Here is a 17976-nt window from a genome sequence, read left to right as displayed (position 1 = left end):
CTGGCGCTCGAAATCCAACGCCTATGATGGTTGCAGGGCAATTTCAGGAGGATCATTGAGCAGCCAGGCGAAGAATGTTCGGCACACAACCGGTGGTGCAGAGCCGCTCGATGCTATCGACGGGAAAATCCTGGCAGCTCTGGTGGACGACGCCAGGATTTCCAACAAGCAACTGGCCGAGTTGGTGGGGATCGCACCCTCAACAGCCCTGATGCGCACCCGCGCACTGTCCGAGCGCGGAATCATCGAGGGGTTCGAGGCAGTCCTGAGCCTGCCCGCCATCGGACGTTCGGTCCAGGCCCTGATCGCGGTCCGCCTCCGCGCCCACGACCGGGACCAGATCGACCGGTTCACTGCACGCGTTCCCAAGCTCCCGGCTGTCATCTCCACGTTCCACACCACTGGTTCCGTTGACTACCTGCTGCACATCGCCGTCGCGAATACCGACGATCTCCGCAATTGGCTCCTGGACAACCTGGCCACCGATCCCGTGGTGGGCCACACCGAGACCACCATGGTGTTCCAGCACATCCCGGGCAACCGCGGTCCGCTGCCGGAGTAGAAGCCTTTGCCGCGGCGTCCCCTCAGCCGCGGCGTCCGGAGCGAACGGAGACGGCGGCCAGGACCAGCGCCGCCGCGCCGCACGCAGCGGTAAAACCCACGACGGCGGTCTGCTGGCCCAGAGCTGAAACCGCCAGTCCCAGCCCAATCACCGGAACGGCGCTGCCCAGGTACGTGATGACATAGACCGTGCTGATGACCTGCGCGTGCCGGGACGGCTCAACCTTGCCGGCCACGTTGTTGAAAACATGGCGGAAAGCAATGCCCTGCCCAATACCGGCTGCGACGCTGGCCGCCACGAGCAGCAAGGGGCTGGACAGCCCGGAAGCCACTCCGATCAACACCACGGAGACACCCAGCACGGCCAGGCTCAGCGGCACAACAAACCGGCCCCGGACCTCCAGGAGCTGGCTCAGCGCGGAAGCGCCCAGCGTGATCCCCGCCAGCACGCCCAGGAGGGGACGCGAGTCCACCTGCAGCATTGAGGCGAAAACGCCGGGCGCCAGGGACAAGCAGAAACCGAACACCGCAAAACTCAGGAAACCCACCGACGACGCCAGCCAGAACGCTCCCCGCGCGTGTTGCGAAACAGCCGGTTTCCGCGGCGCGAGGACGGCGAAGGCAGGCCTGCCCAGGGCCGGGGCTATGGCGGGCCGGGCTTTGAGCAGCCACAGCGGGACCAGTGCCGCAACCAGCACGGCCGAGTGGATGTAGTAGGGCGCCCGCGTCGGGTCAGGCAGCAAGGACAACAGTCCCCCGATCGCGGGACCGGCCGCGACTCCGCCGGCCGATGACAACAGCGTAAAACGGGAAGCCCAATCCGGGCGCTGGGGCAGCAGCTCCCGCAATGCCGCGGAGCTTGCACCCGTAGCCAGGCCCACGGCCACACCTTGCAGGGCGCGGCCGGCGCTGAGCATGCCAAGCCCGTGTGCCTGGGCAAAGATCAACCCGCCCAACAGTCCCACCAGGACGGCGAGCACCAAGGCCGCACGCCGTCCGATGTGGTCCGACCAGTGGCCGGCAACCATGAGAACGGTGACCAGGGCGAGGACATAACTGGAGAAGGCGATGGTGACGTCCAGGGAAGACAACGCCCACTGGTCCTGCAGCAAGGGATAGAGAGGCGTGGCCAGATTGGCGCCCACCAGCAGGGCGAAAATCACCACGCCGGCCAGCACCAGCCGCGACGTTGTGGACGCGTCCCAACCCCAGTGCCCCGCTGTGGCTGGACGCATGCGGAGTTCGCTCAAGACAGTCATGGTGTGGTGTGCCTTCGCCTCAAGGTCCCCGCCCCGCCTTGTGGGCACGGCGCGAACCGCAAAAGAATTCGGTGGCAACAGGATGCAACGTGTTTGGGCTAATGAGCTCCATAAGCTGGGATGATTGAGCAAAACAGTCAAAGCCATTCAGCCAGATTGATGCGGAGTGACCATTTGAACACCCTCGACCCCTTGGACCTGAAGATCCTGCTCGAACTCATCAAGGACCCACGGATCCAGATAGCCGAACTCAGCGAGTCCCTGGGAATCGCCCGCAACACGGCGCAAAGCCGGCTCAAAAGGCTGTTGCGAAACGGCGTGCTCCAGGCTTCCGGCCGCGAGGTGGACTTGGAAAAGGTGGGTTACGACGTCGTCGCCTTCGTCACCATCGAGGTCACGCACCGGGAACTCGACGGCGTCATAGGCGCCTTGCGGCTCATCCCCCAGGTGCTGGAGGTCCATGAAATCTCCGGACGCGGGGATTTGTGGTGCCGGGTGGTAGCCACGGACACCCACAATCTGCAGGCGGCGCTGAGGTCCGTCCTGCGGACCAAAGGCGTCATCCGGACTGAAACGGTGCTGGCCCTGCACACGCACATCCCCTACCGCACCGAACCATTGATGGAGCGCCTCGCACGGGCAGCCAACACGCGGCCGGCATGACACCTGCGCGTTGACTCAGCCCCCTGTTCGCGGCACTAGGATCGTCACCATGGAATGGCTTTCACACATCACTGACATCAACTGGCTCGCAGTACTGATCGCCTTCGTGGCAAGCATGGTGATCGGGTTCGTTTGGTACATGCCTGCCGTGCTTGGACGCCGGTGGATGGAGGCCATCGGCAAGACGGAAGAAGACCTGAAGAACATTGAAGGCGGCGCGGGGATCTGGGGTCCCATGATGCTGGCCGCTGCCATTACCAGCATTCTCCTGGCAGTCCTGATCAGTGCCCTGAACCTCAATACCTTCTTCGCCGGTGCCTTCTTCGCACTGATCGTGGCACTGGTCTTCCGCGCAGGAGGGCACGTCATCCATAACGGCTTCGCCGGACGCCCATCGGCCGTCACCGTGATCGACTCCGGGCATGACATTGTGGCCATGACGGTTGCGGGAGCCATTATCGGGGCCATGCAGTAGCGTTCATCCGTGACCATTATCGATAACGCCGTCTACGTTGACGGTGTCCGTACGGCAACCCCGCACAGCCTGGAACAAACCTTTGAAACGCTGGCGGAGCACGGCGGCATGGCCTGGATCGGGCTCTACCGGCCAACCCGGGAAGAGATGGCAGCCGTTGCCCAGGAGTTCGAACTCCATGAACTGGCCGTGGAAGATGCCGTTTCCGCCCACCAGCGGCCCAAGCTTGAGCGCTACGACCACAACCTGTTCACGGTCCTCAGGCCAGCCCGATACCTGGACGACCAGGAAACAGTCGAGTTCGGCGAACTCCATATCTTCACCGGACCCAACTTCGTGGTCACCGTCCGGCACGCGGAAACGGGCGGCGTTGCCCGGGTACGTCAGCGGTTGGAGAAACGCCCGGACCTCATGAAACACGGCCCGGAGGCCGTACTGTACGCGCTTCTGGACCAAGTGGTGGACGACTACGCTCCGGTGGTGGCCGGACTCGAGAACGACATCGATGAGATTGAGGACCAACTCTTCAGCGGCGATACTGCGGTCTCCCGCCGCATCTATGAACTGGCGCGAGAGGTCATCCAATTCCAGCGGGCCATCCACCCCCTGCCGGACATGATCGCGTTGCTGGAAAAGGGGTTCGAGAAGTACGGTGTGGACATTGAGCTGCAACGCTCCCTGCGGGACGTAGAGGACCACGTCCAGCGGGTCATCTCCCGGGCCAACTCCTTCCGCGACCTGCTGCAGAACGCACTGACCCTTGACGGCACGCTCACCGCCAACCGCCAGAACGAAGCCAGCGCAGCGCAGAACGAGCAGGTGAAGAAGATTTCGTCGTGGGCGGCCATCCTGTTTGCGCCATCATTCGTGGCCGGCGTGTATGGCATGAACTTTGACCACATGCCCGAACTCCACTGGCAGTTCGGCTATCCGCTGGCCGTGGGACTCATGTTCGGCGCGGCCTTGCTGATGTATGTCATCTTCAAACGCAAAGGCTGGTTGTGACTCCCCGCGTCCCATGAAAGGCCGGCGGGAGCCTATGCCTCGCGCTGAGAGTCATGCGGAGCCTCGGCGGCTGATTTCAGGTCGGCGGCGAACTGCTCGAAGCTCGAATCGAAGGAAGGAATCCTGGCTGCGAACAGCGGAAAGACGGGTCCGCCAATGCGTTCGGTCATTTCGAACCTGGTTTGCCCTGCGCTGATTGGGGTGAGAGTGTAGGTGCGCTGGCCCAGGGCGTCTCCCCACGTCAGGCGACCCGGTGGATCAAACTCTTTGACCTTGAGTTTGAAAGTCCGGGAGCGGTCGAGTGTGGATACGAGTTCGATCCGCGAACCGGGACAAATGCTTCCTGTGAGGGAGACGATGGTTGAGTTCCACAGCGGGTAGCGTCGCCCATCTGTCAGGATGCCCCAGACTGTGGCCGGTGGTGCCTGGATTGATGTTGCCACGGTGGTGGTCCGGCTGAAGGTCTTCTTTTCGGTGATTGCCTGTCCGTCCTTCGGCATAGCGTCCGCCCTTTCGCCGGTGGCTGGGATTACCGCCCCGATTCCGCTTCCAAGTTTGGCTGAATCCTGACACAGTGACGCCCGGGATGGAATGGTGTATGCGCGACCGGCACCATCAGGCGGGGGCTCGGTCGCATTACTGCCGCGGTTGGCACCGGTGGTCGGGTCCGTATCGGAACCACCCCGGCAGGGCGGTGGTGAATGCCTCCCGAATGGCGGGAGTGTTGGAGATGGTCCAGTCGACCCGGCCTTTGACTTCTACTTCGGTCTTGTCCCACTCGAACCAGTTGATCATTTTCAGCTGCGGGAACTTCTTATGGATAGCCGGATCGAAAAGCTGACTCCACCAGGCCTCCTTGATGGCCAGTTCCTCCTCACCGCCAACTCCAGGGGCGAACAAGGCGGCTGTTTCGGGGATAGCCACAGGTTTGCCGTGGTCGACGCCGTAAATGCTGTAGAAGTCGGGGAGGAGACTGTCGTCGCCGTTGGCCGCGTTGTAGGTGCCGGTGAGCTGCTGGGCGAACTTGTCCGCCTCCGGGAGCTCGTTCTCGCCCCAGGGGTACTTCGAGCCCCAGTGGTAAAGGGACATCCCGACCCAGTCCACGGCGTCATCCCCGGGATAGTAGGGGCCGTAGGCGTCGTCCAGCATGGTCAGGACCCCGTCGGAATTCGTGTCCAGGGCTGTGAACTCGGCAGTGCCGGGTTTTGCTTCGTAGGTGCCGCCGGCGAACGGGTACCCGCCGCCGTAGTTCGGCGCCCACATCATCGCCGAACCCGGCGCGTGGGTGTGCACGGCTGTAGCGATGGTTTGGAACGCGGCGATGTACTTCCGGGGCTGTTGGGACCAGGCGTACCAGGATCCGTTCATCTCGTGCGCGAAACGCACGATCACCGGCACGCCCTCCCGGTTGAAACTGTCCAGGTCTTTGGCCAGGGCTTCGGCAGTTGTGTCTGTGATGGTGTCCAGGCCACCGTGGGGTTCGATGGTCAGCAGCATCATGTGCCCGGCGGCACGGATCTGCTCCACAGCCTGTTCCAGGTCTTCCTCATCCTTGGGTGTCAACGGGAACCCCGTAAAGGACACGCTGACCGCGGGTTTATGGCCGAGGTCCTGGGTAAACGTGGCCAAGGGTTTGTTGTGCCAATCCAGGTTCACCCCGAACAAAGCTCCATCAGCCGGCGGCAGGGAAGCCCGGGGGGTTACCTCGCAGGTGGGCATGGCCGGTGTTGTTTGGGCTTGCTTCTGCGCGAGGTCGTTGGCGAAGCCCACACCGGCTACCCCGAGCAGGGCGAGTCCGATGACGACGGGCAGGATGAAAGCCCTGCGCAGTTCCGCCCGGCTTTCCTGAGTGGACCCACGGCGCTTCATGGATGACTCCCCCAACTACAAACACCCTGTCTTTCCGGCTGGCATGTCAGTCCCATCCTAGATAGAGCCGGTTCCAAGGAGGCAACCAGCACGCGGGTGTCGGTCGGCGATTCTGCGACCTTGCCGGGAGATGCCGTTACCCGCTGCATCGGATGGCGCTAGCAGACACCACCGCCTGACCTGCGGTCGTAGCGGGGAAGCCCTGGGGTCAAAAAGGCTCCCCAGCCACCGTGTCCTATGGCCGCCATGCCTTCCTTATGCGTCGGGGATTCCGGACCAAACCAGGAAGACGTTGTCCCTTTGCGCTGTCAGCAGTGAGCGAGGGAAGCCAGCGGCAGAGGGCCCAGTAGGCGATGCCGAAGGTCAGTGACCCTGCGATTGCCAGGATGGGGCTGGTGGGAAGCAACGCCGGGTAGATGAGCCAGTGCGTGAGGTAGATGTACAGGGAGGCTGCGGCAAGCCAGCCCGTGAGGCGTCGGAGGAGGGCCGGGACAGGCAGCGCGGGTATCCATGCGATCAGAAGTATTCCGGCGGCGACCGTAATCTCGCGCGGGGTGTTCAGAAAGTATCCCGGTACGGTTGCGAGCGTGATGAGGGAGACGGTAAGTCGTTGGAGAGTAGTTCGTGACTGTGCGAGGGCCCAGCCGAGCACGAAGAGCCAGAAGACCGGCGCTGGCTTTGGCAGGCCAGGGTCAATGATGTCGTACCGGCTCAGCAGCGCGACCGCGAGGAACGCCAGCGCGGTTCCGTAGGGCCAGCGCCGCTCGAGCCGGCCCAGCCAGGGGATGGCCAGCAGCGCGGTCAGCGCAACCAGGATGTACACGAGCATTTCCACGAACCAAAAGTGCCATTGTGTGGTCACTTCCTGCGGACCCACCATGGCGTTGAGCAGGAAGACGTTGGCCACGGTGTAGTCGTCAGTAAGCAGGTACGCCACCGTGATGAAGGCCATGGCCGGAACGGCGATCCGGGCCACGCTGCGGATTTGCCGTCGCAGCCGCGAATTGGGGGCGCCGGTGAGGTGGAACCGCGCGAAGTTGTAGCCGGCGACCGCGAAGAGCAGGTGCGCCGTTTGGAGGGTGACGAGTTCCACGTGAGTGGCCACAACGCAAACGATCGCCAGTGTCCGGACCACGATGGAGGTCTCCAGGAATGATACGGCCCGCCGTTTCCGGGGTGCTCCGCGGCGCTCGAGTTCGTTGATGGTCATGAGGTGCCAGCCCGGGGGCAGTTGGCCCAGCGCACGTTCGAGCCCTATGGAGACAGCCACGTAAGACAGTGAATCTCCATCCAAGGACACGAACGTGTCTTCCCCTCGGACGTCGGCGCGGTCGAGTGCATCAGCATAGATGCGCCGGAGATCTGGGCCGGCATCATCTGCAGAGCAGGGAGCAGGGAACGGTCCGGACAGGGGCCTGTCACTGCTGGCTCCCGCCATGGCATTGATGGCCGGGTAGTCCACTTTGCCGTTTTCCAGCCGGGGCAGGGACCCGACGCTGCGTACTGTGATCGCGGTGCGTGGCAGGCCAATGGTTCCGGAGAGCATCTTGGCGAGCAGGGCCGGATCGTGGTCACCTTCGACGGCGACAACGAGGCGGTCGTCCGATCCGGCGGCGGCCGCCGTGATGCCTATGTCGGTATGGAGGCGTTCGACCTCCCCGAGGTCGATCCGGAGACCGACGATTTTTACGAAGCGGCTGCGCCTGCCGACGATCTCATATAGCCCGTTGGGGTGCTGGCGGGCGAGGTCGCCGGTGCGCAGTTCGTCGATTTCCCGGCCCAATGCCAGGTCGGCGGGTTTCTCGGCGTATCCGAGCATCACGTTCGGTCCGCTGTAGACCAGTTCGCCGTCGTCCAGACCGTCGACAGGGTCGATGCGGAACTCCCCGCCGGGCACGGGTATCCCAATGGTTCCGGGGTACTCCGATGCCAATTCAGGTGGGAGGTAACCCATGCGGGCTGTGGCTTCAGTGGCCCCGTACATGACGAAGAGTTCCCACCCGCCCCTCTGGCCGGTCTCAGCCCAGGACCGGACCTTCTCAGGTGCAAGCCTGCCACCCGCCTGGGTGACGTAACGCAGATGCGGAAGATCCATCTGGACAAATCCTGAGCGTTCCAGGAGGTCGAAGGTATAAGGCACCGCTGCGAACGATGTTGCCTCCTGCTGCCGGAACAGTTCCCAGAAGCAGGGGTCCACTACCGAAAGGTCCGTCAGCACCAGCCCGGCGCCACGGATCAGGTGGCTGTTGACGACGGAGAGGCCGTAGCAGTAATTCAGCGGCAGAGTCGTCGCTGCACGGTCGCCGACGCCGATATGCAGGTAGTCGGCAATGGCCTCGGCGTTGGACATGAGGTTGGAGTAGGACAGGCGGACCAGTTTGGGTGAGCCGGTGGATCCGGAGGTACTCAGCAGCAGGGCCAGCTCCGGGTGGAACGCGTGGACCGAACCTGGGCGCCGTTCAGTGAGATCGGGCATGCCGTCGCCGGTGCCCGAACCAAGTACCACGTCCGGGTCGTAGGCGCGGATGAGGTTGGAGAGAGCCTCTGGTTTGTCCGCAGGTGCGAGCAGGACAGGGTGACCGGCGGTGAGGGCCGCCAGGTAACCGACCAGGGAGCCCAGGTCGTTGGCTGCCGGGAGGGCTACCAGACGGCGTCCGGGGCCCAGCATGGCAGCGAACTGTTGAACCCGTGAGGCCAACTCCACGTAAGTGAGCGTTCCGTTGGAGGTGAGCACAGCGGGATTCTGGCCGAAGCGTGCAAGGTCGGTGAACCAGGCGGGGGCGAGGCCAGGAAAGGCGGTTACCACGGGAGGTCCGTGAAGTATGCGTGCATGGACAGGGGCCTTTGGATGGAAGGAGCTATGGCCCGGGCGGGGCCTGTGAAGAGGCCGCCGGTCCCGTCACGGCCCTGTCACCAAGCAGGACGGTGGGCGTGGTTCCGGCAGTGACGGTGACCGCCACCGGCGTGCCCACCGGCAGCCGGACTGTGTGGGGCTGCCAGGACCGCAACGACCGGCCCGAAGCGAGCCGGACGTAATGCAGCACGAACGCCCCGTGGTATTCGACGGCGTAGACCTCGGCAGAGGATCCGGCCTCCGGTGTCAGCGAGACCTCGTGGGGTCGCAGGACGATGTCCAGTTCTTTGCTCTCCGTCCAGCCGGTGCTGTAAGAAACCACGCCGATTTCGCAACCCAGGACGCCCCGGTGCACGGTGGCGGGAAGGAAGTCCGCGTCACCCATGAAGGATGCGACGAAGCGGGTGGCCGGGTTCTCAAAGACCCTCTCCGGGGTGTCGGACTGTTCGATGACACCTCCGCGCATGACCACCACGCGGGTGCCCAGGGACAGTGCTTCGTTCTGGTCGTGCGTGACGAGGACAGCGGTAGTTCCCGCCTCCCGGAGGGTCGCTACGGTGTCCCGCCGGACCTTGGCCCTGAGGGACTCGTCCAGACCCGAAAACGGCTCATCGAGGAGCACAACCGCCGGCCGCGGTGCCAGCGCCCGCGCCAAGGCAACCCGTTGCTGTTCTCCGCCCGATAGTTCGTGCGGGTAGCGGCGCGCCAGATGGCCAAGGCGCACGAGGTCAAGAGTCTCTCCGGCCCGTCTGCGGCGCTCCTCCCGGGGCAGCCGGTCCAGTCCGAATTCCACGTTCTTCGCAACGCTCATGTGCGGAAACAACGCATAGTCCTGGAACACGAGCCCCACTTCGCGCTTCTCGGGCTCGACGAAACAACCGTTGCCGGCAACGGTTTTCCCGGCAACCCGGATCATACCTTCATCCGGCCTCTCCAGTCCGGCGGCAAGGCGAAGAGTAGTTGATTTTCCGCAGCCCGACGGCCCGATCAAGGTGACCAGTTCACCGGCAGGGATTTCCAAGCCAAGGCCGGTCACGCCGGTCACGGAGCCGTAGTGCTTGCTCACACCCTCGAAAGCCAGAGCGGATCCCACGGGCCGGACCGTGGGATGCTGGGCTGTGACGGCTGCCAGGCGAGTGCTCATGCATGGGCCTTTCGAGGGATGTGGTCCGTGTGGGCCTCCGCCCGGCGGGAGTGCCGAATGATGATCAACACGGGAAGTACTGCGGCGGCGACGATCACCAAGGCCGGAAGCGAAGCTTTTTCCCAGAAGTTTTCGCGGGCCAGTTCATACACCCAGACGGAGGCCGTGGTGAATCCGAAAGGCCTCAACAGCAGCACGATGGGCAACTCTTTGACGGCATCGATGGCTACGAGCATCAGCGCCACCGCGATTCCTGATCTGGCCAGCGGAACATGCACCCGTGCCAGGACCCGACCGGGAGCTGCGCCCAGGCTCAGCGCTGAATATGTCAAGGTCGGTGAAATCCGGGCGAAGCCTGCGTCCACCGACTGATACGCCGGGGCCAGGAAGCGGACCACATATGCATAGAAGATTCCCAGGACAGAGCCGGTGACCAGCAATCCGGTGCCTCCAGGTACCCCAACGCTCTCAAGGACGTCATCCAGTGCCGCGAAGGCCAGCAATACACCGATGCCGACAACTGCGCCGGGCACCGCGTACCCAATCGAGGTCAGTTGCGCGCACAGCATGGTGAACCGCCCTCCCCCCAGGCGCACGCCATGGCCAACTATGATTGCCAACAGCACGCAGGCCGCGGCGGTGATCGAGGCTACAAGCAGCGTGTTGACAAGGTACTGACCGAAGCGCGGGTCGGCCAGGAACCCGGAATTCCTGAAAGCCTCGCCACCGGCCCAGAGCAAGAGTTGGAACACGGGGATCACGAAGCCGACGCTGAGCGCAGCGATGCATGTGCCAGTTGCGGCCCAGGCCCTGGCCCCTTGAAGAACCTTGGGCGCCAGTCCCAGGCCGCGGCCAGCGTGTACGTGGAAGCGCGCCCTGCCCCGCAATGCTCGTTCCCCGGCGAGAACGGCTACCGCGAACAGCAACACCAGAATCGCCAGTTGCGTTGCCGCGTGGAAGTTGAACGTGCCCTTCCAGACCAGATACACCCCCACGGAGACAGTTTGGACGTTGAAGTACTGAACGGTGGCGAAGTCGGTCAGGGTCTCCATCATTACCAATGCGGTACCCGCCGCCAGCCAAGGACGCGCCAGTGGCAGCAAAACCCGCTGCAGGGCCCGTCCGCGGCCGGCACCGAGGACGCGGGACGCATCGTAGGCCCCAGCGGTGTGCTCAAGCAGCGCGGCCCGGGCCAGCAGAAATACATAAGGGTACAAGGACAAGGACATCACCAGCACCGCCCCGGGCAGGGACCTGACCTCCGGAACCCACACATCCGCGCCGAACACCGCCCGCAGCAACTCCTGGACAGGGCCGGCGACGTCAAAGACCGACAAAAAGATGAAGCCCAGCACGTAAGCGGGGATCGCCAGCGGAAGCACCAGCAGCCAGGAAAAGATGCGCCGGAGCGGGAACCGGTAAGCGGTCACGAGCCATGCCAGCCCAACCCCCAGCGAGAGAGAACCAGCAGCGACCCCGAGCAACAACACGGCCGTAGTCATCACCATCTCGGGAAGTGTTCGAGGGAGAGCCGCCGCGTGTCCCACGTTCCCGATCCCATCCACCACCACGGCGAGTATCGGTGCTCCCACGGCGGCAGCGATGACCATCACCGCAAGTGACCACGACCGGCGGCCCCCGGGTTTTACCCGGAACCGCCGTTCCGCTGGCCCTGCCGCCTCAACCACAGTCACTTGTAGCCGGCCTCTGCAAGCAGGTCGACGGCTTCGCCGTTGAGGTCGCCGTAGGCTTCAGCATTCAAAGTCATCCGATTAAACTCTCCGAAGCCGGCGATCACCGCTTCCGGCCTTACCGAGGGATTGACGGGAAGTTCATGGTTGCCGTCGACAAATGCGTTTTGCCCGGTGGTTGACAGCCATTCGATCAGACGCCGGGCGTCCTCGGCGTTGTCAGAACCAGCTACGATTCCTGCGCCTGAAATATTGACATGCGTTCCCGCCCCATCCTGGCTCGCCCAGAAGAGCCTCACATTGAAGTCGGGCTTTTCCTTGAGCTTGCGCGCCAGGTAATAGTGATTGTTGATTCCGACCTGACAGGTTCCGACATTCAGGGCATCCAAAAGCAGGACATCATTGCTCATGATCTGAACGTCGTTGGCCACCCACCCCTTCACCACTTCCAAGGCCTTTTCCCGGCCGTAGAGATCGATCAGGCTTGCGACCAGGGACTGGGTATAGGCGGAGGTGGCATCGCGCATGCACAGCTTGCCCTTCCACTTCGGATCCGCCAGGCCAGCGTAGGTCTCCGCAGCATTGAACTGTGCGGGATCCACCTTCGTTGGGTTGTAGGTGATGGTCCTGGCCCGCATGGCAAGGCCATACCACCTGCCTTGCGGATCCCGAAGGTCCTGGGGCACGGCTTCGTTGAGCACCGGCGAGTCCAAGGCGGCGAGTTCGTCCTGCCGGGCAGCATTCCAAAGATTGCCAGCATCCACGGTCATGAAGACATCAGCAGGGGTATCGTCACCCTCGGCCTTGAGTCGTTCGAGTAGTTCCGCATCGCCTCCGCTGACGAACTCAACGGTGATGCCCGTTTCCTTCGTAAACTGCCCGAAGGCACCTTCCAGATCATAGTGACGGGCCGAATAGATCTGCAGGTCTGCGGGCTTGGCACCAACTGCTCCGCACCCTGACGTGGCAACGGCCAGAACAGTGAGAAGCGCGGCGGCAGCGAACGAACGACGGATCACCGGGGCTCATTTCAGGACATGGCGGCGGGTCGGCCGCATTCTAGTGGGGAAGGATAGGCTAACTTAATTCCGCCACGCCGCGTGAAATATGAAGCCACCATCTCCCCCGGACTTGGGGGACGCCCGCCTTGGCCTTGCCATCAAAGAGCTGACCGGGGTGGTCCTCGCCGTGGATCCGGCCTGGTGTGCTCCGGACGGAGAGTGCATCGCATGACGACGCTGGCTCCTGCGCCCACCTCGGGTCGCCAGGCAGTCCTGCCCCGCCGCATGCGGCTGTTCGCCGCCGCGACCATTACCTATATCTTCATCGAAGCGGTTGCAGCACTTTGGGCGGGCGGTGTCGCTGACTCCTCCGCACTGATCGGCTTCGGACTGGATTCGGTCATGAAATAGCGTCGGCCCTTGCGTTGCCCCGGCAGTTCCCGGCCAAAGACCCGGTGCGGCGCGAGCACCTCACCCTGGGCTGGTGGTGGGCTGATGCCGGCGCCGCGCTCGCCATCGCAGGCATCGCCGTCCAGGAAGGCATCAACGCCTGGGAAGCCTTGATCAGCCGCCTGCACCGCCAGGCAAGCCCTCACAACCGGCCGGCGGGAGCTGATCCCGCCGGCCTCTCGGAACGTGGAGCCTTGGTCAGATGGCCCCGCCTGCAGCGGCCGGCGCACCGGCATCGTGTCCGCCGTCGCCCACGGTTTCGCGGGCCACGTAGTTTTCGATGTCGAAGAGGTTCTCGGCGCGTTCGGTGATGTTGAGGAGCGTGGTCATGGAAGCCACTTCCTCCACCTGCTCCTTGAGGAACCAGAGCATGAACTGCTCGCCCAAGGCATCGCCCTCGGCACGGGCAGCCCGGAACATCTCCTCAATGTTCCGGGTGACTTCCTTCTCCTGCTCCAAGGCCAAGGCAATGGGTTCCTTGGCGTTGGTGAAATTGTTGCGGACGGGTGCGATGCCGGGGATTTCCACGTGGACATTCCGGTCCAGCATGTACTGGACCATCATCATGGCGTGGTTGCGCTCTTCCAGGGACTGGCGGTAGAAGTGCCGGGCCAACTGGGGCAGATCTTCGCCGTCAAAATAGACCGCGACGGCGATGTATTGCTGGGAGGCCGCAAACTCATTGGCGACCTGCTCGGACAACAACTGGTTGAATGTCTTCTTAGCCATGGCACTGATCCTACCGCCGTACGCCGACGCTCATCGGTGGGATTGGTCACCACCGTCCCAGGCCTTTACAGCACTGTCTGGGCACACCAAACGCCGGCGCCGGCTGCGGCCACAGAAACCGCCATCGAGCCAACGCCGTTGACCACCGCCAGCACCGTCCGGCCGCTCTGGAGCAGCCGGATGGTTTCCAGGCTGGCAGTACTGAAGGTGGTGTAACCGCCCAGGAACCCCGTACCCAGGACCAACTGCAGCGACTCCGGCGCGTGGCCCCTCATCACCAATCCTGCAATCAGGCCCAGCGCCAGCGAACCCGACACATTGATCAGGATGGTGGCCCACGGCAGCGCGGTCTTCACACGGCTGCGGACAGCACCGTCCACTACGAACCTGGCTGCAGCGCCCGCTCCACCGGCGAGGGCCAGCAGTAAGACCATCATGCGTCCTGCCGTCCCTTGCCTTCGGCCAAGGCCGGCCTGCCCTGGGTACGCCTGTGGATCAAGGCACCGAGCCCGATTCCCGCGACGGTGGCGGCCGCACCCCCGGCCAGGGACAATCCCAGGTACCACGCTGCGGCGGGGAAGGCACCGGCTCCAAGCAGGTGGACAGCGTCCAGCGCCAGCGTGCTGTAGGTGGTGTAGGCCCCAAGGAAACCCGTCCCCACGGCCAGCCGCACGCTCCGGCGTGTACCGGCGTCGGGCCCTTTGCGGGCGAGCGCCTCAAGCAGTGCGCCGAGCGCAAGGGCCCCGGAGAGGTTGATGACCAAGGTGGGCAGCGGAAAATCATGGGGCGCTGGAATAACCAGCGACAGGACATAGCGCGCGAGCGCACCGGCAACACCGCCCGCGGCCACCAACCCAACGAATTTCCACTGAAGGTGCACAGGGCGCGCGGTGTCAGTCCTCGTCATCGTCGTCCGGAAGACGCGGATCCACCGGCACCACGAGTACCGGACGGTCCTGATGGTGCACCAGGTGCCTGGCGATCGATCCGCCCGTCAGTTCCTTGATCACGGAACCCAGCTTGTGGTCCCTGCTGCCCACCACGATCATGCTTGCACCCGAATGGTTTGCCTCGCGGGCAAGGGCCTTGGCGGGTTCGCCGGCAAGGAAAACCGCCGACCACTCCACGTCCAGGCCGGACAGCCGGGCTTCGAGGTCTTTCCTCAGCTGTTCGGGGATGTCCTGCACATCAGCGTCTCCGCTGTCAGGGTCGATCGGAGCCGCAGCTCCCCCGGTGGTCCCATCCACCGGGTATACGGTGACATCGACGTGCGCACACACCAGCGGCAGTCCGGCGGCGGCCGCCAGCTTGGCTGCTTGCTCCACCACAACGGGGCGCTGGCCTTGGACGACACCCACCAGAACGGGTCCGGTCATCCGGGCGGGTTGTTCAAGGCGGTGCGGAGTGTCAGTCACACGGCCAGTTTACGACGCGGTTGTGCGCTTAGCTGCGCGGCGGCCGCAGGCCGAAAAGCAAAGGAAGCACGGAGCAGATCATCAGGACATTGCTTAACACGTGATCCTCGGGACGGACCAAGGCACCTGCAATCAGCAGGGCGCCGAAGATCAATGCCGCCACAACCCGCTGCCCCAAGCGGACGAGCTTTGCCATGTGGCGCTCCAGCCGCGGGTTGGCAACTTCGAGGGATCCCTCATCAACTTTCCGGATCAAGGCATCCAGGCGCCTGGGCATGGCTACCGCCGCGGCGGCTATCTCCCAGGCCTGCGAGGCCGCGTCCCTCACCACATTGCCGCGCTCGTCCCGCAACAACCGGGCGGCGTAGGGCTCCACCGAATCCCACAGGTTGAACCTGGCGTCCAGGGAACTGCAGACCCCGGACGTCAAGGACATGGCGCGGATGATGAGCAGGAAGTTCTCCGGCAACTGGAAGGGCAGCGACCGGACGACGTCGCCGAACTCCATCGCAAAGTCGCGGAACTCCCGCGGGTCCACTTCCTTCAACTCGGCGAACCCCATTCCGCCGAAGCGCGCGAACAGCTGCGTCATGGCCTGCTCCAGCTTCACACTGTCAGCGGAGGGGACCAGCACTCCGATATCACTGATCGCAGCCACCAACCCCCTGCCGTCGCGGGCTGCTGCCGCGATCAACAGCTTCCGGAGCCCGCTGCGCGTCTTCACCGGGACCTCGCCCATCATGCCAAAGTCAATGAACGTCAGCTTCCACGGGTGCCCCTGCCCGGAATCCGGGGCAGGGGTGACGAAGATGTTTCCGGGGTGCGGGTCTGCGTGGAAGAAGCCATGGGTGAACAGCTGGTCGAACATTACCGAGGCAAACACGGGCGCCACCTGCACCGGATCGATCCCCGCGGCCGCCAACTTTGCCGCATCCGTGATCTTGATTGCGGTTACATCCTCGAGCGTCAGGACCCGGCGGGTGGTCCGCTCCCAGACGACCGCGGGCACGGCCACCCTTGCGTCATCGGCCAAGTCCGCAGCAAACCGTTCTGAGTTGGCGGCCTCATTAAGGTAATCGATCTCTTCCAGGCTTGTCTGGGAGAACTCCTTGATGAGGGCAGGTACGTCCGCGCGCGCCGAGACGATCCTGATGCGGCGAAGCCAGCCACCCACCCGCCGCAAGGCAGCCAGGTCGACGTCCACGATCCTGTCGATCCCGGGCCGCTGCACCTTGAACACGACGCTGCCCAGGCCGGTGTCCTCCGCGATTCCCGGCAACAACTGCGCCCTGTGTGCCTGGCCCAGGGACGCGGCAGCGATGGGTGTTTGGTCGATGGAGGCAAACACCGCCTCCAGGGGTGCCCCGAGTTCCTGTTCGGCGAGTTCGCGAATGGCCGAAAAGGCCACCGGAGGCACTTCGTCCTGCAGTCCTTCAAGTTCGGCAGTGATTTCGGGCGGCAGGACATCCAGCCGTGAGGACATGAACTGGCCCACCTTGATCATCAGTCCACCCAGTTCCACCGCCAGGGAGTGGAAGCGGCGTGCGAAATGCCGCATCCTCCGAGCCCTGGTCCGCTCGGCAAGACCGCGCAGGCCCACCCGGGGCAGTATCAGCTCATACCACCACGTCACCGCGAGGTGCCAGGCGGCGAACCGGAGGATCCGGCGATACCGGGCGCGGGTGTCCCCTGACCGGCGTTTCGTCTTGGTGAGGCCGTGCAGTCCGGACGCCAACCGGTCAGTCCTGGGCGAGGATGGCGTAAATCCGGCGACGGGCTTCTTCCAGGACCGTCACTGCCTCCTGCACTTGTTTGGGTGTCCCGGTCCGGCCAACCTGCGCGGCCGCTTGGGCCAACTCGATCCCCGCCTTGGGCAACGCCGCGAAGCCAGTTCCGGAGCCGGCCGAGGCCCACAGGTTGGAGGTTTCGGCACCGGCAACGTCCTCGCGGCCAGCCTCGGTCAACGAGTAGATCTTCCGGCCGTTGGCTTCCTCCGAGGTGACGAATCCCTCATCTGCGAGCAACTGGAGCGTCGGGTAGACAGAACCTGCACTCGGTTTCCAGTCGCCGCCGCTGCGTTCCTCTATCTCCCGGATGATCTGGTAGCCGTGCATGGGCCGCTCGGCCAGGAGGGCGAGGATGGCTGTCCGCAGTTCGCCGCGGCCGGCCCGGGTGCCCGTCCGTTTCTCGAACCGCGACCGGAAGTCCTCCATCGCCTGCCACATACCGTCAAAGCTGTTCCCCATGAATCCGCCTGCAGGGAATGAATCACGCATTGTGCCCACCTCGCAAAAGATCGCGAACGATACTGAACGATAGCCCAACGATATACCTGGCAGAGGTGGCGGACAATGGCCGCGGCCACTGGACTAGCCGAGCCGCTGCGCCAGGGCGACGATGATCCCCTCGGGTCCCCGCACATAGGTCATCCGCCACAGGTCCTCGTACTGGCCCACTCCACCGATGGTGCCGTATCCGTCCTGGGCGAGACGGGCCAGGACTCCTTCCAGGTCATTCACCTCGAAGGCAACATTGCGGATTCCCAGGTCATTGGACATCGGAGCGGCCGTACCCTGCCGGTGTTCCGGGTACGTAAACGATGAGAGCTCAACGCCGGTGCCGCCGTCCGGGGGCCGCAGGGTGGCGATTTCACTGCGGGACCCGGGAATACCGATGACCGTGTCAACGAACTCCCCCTCCATCTGCATCCTGCCCTCGAGTTCCAGCCCCAGGCTTTGGAAGAAGCTGATGGCGTTGTCCAGGCCGGCAACAGTGATGCCGACGTGGTCAAAGTGCTTAACGAAGGACATGCCGCAGTCTCCTGTTCCTGTTAACGCTGTCCAGGCCGGTAAGGCTTCTG

18 protein-coding genes and 2 pseudogenes are annotated in these 17976 nt (G+C 64.0%); 6 read left to right on the top strand and 14 right to left on the bottom strand.

Annotation, left to right across the window (positions count from 1 at the left end):
- The first annotated feature begins 55 nt into the window (after positions 1 to 55).
- A complete protein-coding gene (locus tag ACSVIE_RS03915) occupies positions 56 to 562 on the top strand; it encodes an Lrp/AsnC family transcriptional regulator (protein ID WP_442423059.1) in 507 nt (168 codons plus the stop codon).
- A gap of 22 nt (positions 563 to 584) precedes the next feature.
- Here ACSVIE_RS03915 and ACSVIE_RS03910 read toward each other — a convergent pair whose 3' ends face one another.
- On the bottom strand, positions 585 to 1820 hold the full coding sequence (locus ACSVIE_RS03910; protein ID WP_442423058.1) for an MFS transporter: 1236 nt from the start codon (positions 1818 to 1820) through the stop codon (positions 585 to 587).
- 174 nt (positions 1821 to 1994) lie between these two features.
- Between ACSVIE_RS03910 and ACSVIE_RS03905 the strand changes: the two genes are divergently transcribed.
- From ACSVIE_RS03905 to corA, 3 genes are read left to right on the top strand one after another with little or no spacing between them, the layout of a single operon-like run.
- Positions 1995 to 2483 carry an Lrp/AsnC family transcriptional regulator gene (locus tag ACSVIE_RS03905; protein ID WP_426003513.1) on the top strand — a complete coding sequence of 163 codons (489 nt, stop codon included), beginning with the start codon at positions 1995 to 1997 and terminating at the stop codon, positions 2481 to 2483.
- Positions 2484 to 2532: 49 nt separating this feature from the next.
- Positions 2533 to 2958 carry a DUF1761 domain-containing protein gene (locus ACSVIE_RS03900; RefSeq protein ID WP_426003514.1) on the top strand — a complete coding sequence of 142 codons (426 nt, stop codon included), beginning with the start codon at positions 2533 to 2535 and terminating at the stop codon, positions 2956 to 2958.
- Positions 2959 to 2967: 9 nt separating this feature from the next.
- On the top strand, positions 2968 to 3963 hold the full coding sequence (gene corA, locus ACSVIE_RS03895; RefSeq protein ID WP_426003515.1) for a magnesium/cobalt transporter CorA: 996 nt from the start codon (positions 2968 to 2970) through the stop codon (positions 3961 to 3963).
- Positions 3964 to 3995: 32 nt separating this feature from the next.
- Here corA and ACSVIE_RS03890 read toward each other — a convergent pair whose 3' ends face one another.
- The 6 genes from ACSVIE_RS03890 to ACSVIE_RS03865 all read right to left on the bottom strand — a co-directional run bounded on the left by ACSVIE_RS03890 (position 3996) and on the right by ACSVIE_RS03865 (position 12540).
- On the bottom strand, positions 3996 to 4463 hold the full coding sequence (locus tag ACSVIE_RS03890; RefSeq protein ID WP_442423057.1) for an SRPBCC domain-containing protein: 468 nt from the start codon (positions 4461 to 4463) through the stop codon (positions 3996 to 3998).
- A 136-nt stretch (positions 4464 to 4599) separates the two neighbouring features.
- Complete coding sequence (locus ACSVIE_RS03885; protein WP_442423056.1) at positions 4600 to 5832, bottom strand: glycoside hydrolase family 26 protein; 1233 nt, start codon at positions 5830 to 5832, stop codon at positions 4600 to 4602.
- 235 nt (positions 5833 to 6067) lie between these two features.
- The gene (locus ACSVIE_RS03880; protein ID WP_442423055.1) at positions 6068 to 8638 is read right to left on the bottom strand and encodes an AMP-binding protein; all 2571 of its coding nucleotides are present in this window, start codon (positions 8636 to 8638) and stop codon (positions 6068 to 6070) included.
- A 52-nt stretch (positions 8639 to 8690) separates the two neighbouring features.
- Entirely contained in the window at positions 8691 to 9830 is a 1140-nt protein-coding gene (locus ACSVIE_RS03875; RefSeq protein WP_442423054.1) for an ABC transporter ATP-binding protein, read from the bottom strand.
- A complete protein-coding gene (locus tag ACSVIE_RS03870; RefSeq protein ID WP_442423053.1) occupies positions 9827 to 11440 on the bottom strand; it encodes an ABC transporter permease in 1614 nt (537 codons plus the stop codon). The genes ACSVIE_RS03875 and ACSVIE_RS03870 overlap by 4 nt, the downstream gene beginning before the upstream one ends.
- Before the next feature lie 80 nt (positions 11441 to 11520).
- On the bottom strand, positions 11521 to 12540 hold the full coding sequence (locus ACSVIE_RS03865; RefSeq protein ID WP_442423052.1) for an extracellular solute-binding protein: 1020 nt from the start codon (positions 12538 to 12540) through the stop codon (positions 11521 to 11523).
- Positions 12541 to 12649: 109 nt separating this feature from the next.
- Between ACSVIE_RS03865 and ACSVIE_RS03860 the strand changes: the two are divergent.
- Positions 12650 to 12754 (top strand): annotated as a pseudogene (locus ACSVIE_RS03860) (transcriptional regulator); the annotation flags it as partial.
- Positions 12751 to 13283: pseudogene (locus ACSVIE_RS03855) on the top strand (hypothetical protein). The pseudogenes ACSVIE_RS03860 and ACSVIE_RS03855, both read left to right, overlap by 4 nt.
- On the opposite strand, the gene ACSVIE_RS03850 reads toward ACSVIE_RS03855, so the two are convergent.
- The 7 genes from ACSVIE_RS03850 to ACSVIE_RS03820 form a co-directional block, all read right to left on the bottom strand.
- Complete coding sequence (locus tag ACSVIE_RS03850; RefSeq protein ID WP_426003526.1) at positions 13171 to 13701, bottom strand: ferritin; 531 nt, start codon at positions 13699 to 13701, stop codon at positions 13171 to 13173. The pseudogene ACSVIE_RS03855 and the gene ACSVIE_RS03850 overlap by 113 nt on opposite strands.
- A gap of 65 nt (positions 13702 to 13766) precedes the next feature.
- Positions 13767 to 14138: a fluoride efflux transporter CrcB gene (gene crcB / locus ACSVIE_RS03845; RefSeq protein ID WP_426003528.1), complete on the bottom strand. Its 372-nt coding sequence runs from the start codon at positions 14136 to 14138 to the stop codon at positions 13767 to 13769.
- Positions 14135 to 14608: a fluoride efflux transporter FluC gene (locus ACSVIE_RS03840; protein WP_426003530.1), complete on the bottom strand. Its 474-nt coding sequence runs from the start codon at positions 14606 to 14608 to the stop codon at positions 14135 to 14137. Before ACSVIE_RS03840 ends, crcB begins: the two co-directional genes overlap by 4 nt.
- Complete coding sequence (locus tag ACSVIE_RS03835) at positions 14595 to 15116, bottom strand: universal stress protein (RefSeq protein ID WP_442423051.1); 522 nt, start codon at positions 15114 to 15116, stop codon at positions 14595 to 14597. Before ACSVIE_RS03835 ends, ACSVIE_RS03840 begins: the two co-directional genes overlap by 14 nt.
- 28 nt (positions 15117 to 15144) lie before the next feature.
- Positions 15145 to 16851: an ABC1 kinase family protein gene (locus ACSVIE_RS03830; RefSeq protein ID WP_442423050.1), complete on the bottom strand. Its 1707-nt coding sequence runs from the start codon at positions 16849 to 16851 to the stop codon at positions 15145 to 15147.
- A 4-nt stretch (positions 16852 to 16855) separates the two neighbouring features.
- Positions 16856 to 17392, bottom strand: a complete 537-nt coding sequence (locus ACSVIE_RS03825) for a PadR family transcriptional regulator (RefSeq protein WP_442423049.1) — start codon at positions 17390 to 17392, stop codon at positions 16856 to 16858.
- 93 nt (positions 17393 to 17485) lie between these two features.
- Positions 17486 to 17926, bottom strand: coding sequence for a VOC family protein (locus ACSVIE_RS03820; RefSeq protein ID WP_426003537.1), 441 nt, complete (start codon positions 17924 to 17926; stop codon positions 17486 to 17488).
- Positions 17927 to 17976: the final 50 nt, after the last annotated feature.

It is taken from the genome of Paenarthrobacter sp. NCHU4564 (genome assembly GCF_052156435.1).
Lineage (GTDB): Bacteria > Actinomycetota > Actinomycetes > Actinomycetales > Micrococcaceae > Arthrobacter.
The sequence above is the reverse complement of the archived record's forward strand: the minus strand, read 5'-3'. Positions and strand labels throughout refer to the sequence as shown.

What these genes read in the sequence shown, in the direction of transcription:
- ACSVIE_RS03910 (WP_442423058.1), bottom strand. Translation starts at nt 1,820, where the DNA reads ATGACTGTCTTGAGCGAACTCCGCATGCGTCCAGCCACAGCGGGGCAC.
- ACSVIE_RS03900 (WP_426003514.1), top strand. Translation starts at nt 2,533, where the DNA reads ATGGAATGGCTTTCACACATCACTGACATCAACTGGCTCGCAGTACTG.
- ACSVIE_RS03890 (WP_442423057.1), bottom strand. Translation starts at nt 4,463, where the DNA reads ATGCCGAAGGACGGACAGGCAATCACCGAAAAGAAGACCTTCAGCCGG.
- ACSVIE_RS03885 (WP_442423056.1), bottom strand. Translation starts at nt 5,832, where the DNA reads ATGAAGCGCCGTGGGTCCACTCAGGAAAGCCGGGCGGAACTGCGCAGG.
- ACSVIE_RS03875 (WP_442423054.1), bottom strand. Translation starts at nt 9,830, where the DNA reads ATGAGCACTCGCCTGGCAGCCGTCACAGCCCAGCATCCCACGGTCCGG.
- ACSVIE_RS03870 (WP_442423053.1), bottom strand. Translation starts at nt 11,440, where the DNA reads ATGGTCATCGCTGCCGCCGTGGGAGCACCGATACTCGCCGTGGTGGTG.
- ACSVIE_RS03850 (WP_426003526.1), bottom strand. Translation starts at nt 13,701, where the DNA reads ATGGCTAAGAAGACATTCAACCAGTTGTTGTCCGAGCAGGTCGCCAAT.
- crcB (WP_426003528.1), bottom strand. Translation starts at nt 14,138, where the DNA reads ATGATGGTCTTACTGCTGGCCCTCGCCGGTGGAGCGGGCGCTGCAGCC.
- ACSVIE_RS03840 (WP_426003530.1), bottom strand. Translation starts at nt 14,608, where the DNA reads ATGACGAGGACTGACACCGCGCGCCCTGTGCACCTTCAGTGGAAATTC.
- ACSVIE_RS03825 (WP_442423049.1), bottom strand. Translation starts at nt 17,392, where the DNA reads ATGCGTGATTCATTCCCTGCAGGCGGATTCATGGGGAACAGCTTTGAC.
- ACSVIE_RS03820 (WP_426003537.1), bottom strand. Translation starts at nt 17,926, where the DNA reads ATGTCCTTCGTTAAGCACTTTGACCACGTCGGCATCACTGTTGCCGGC.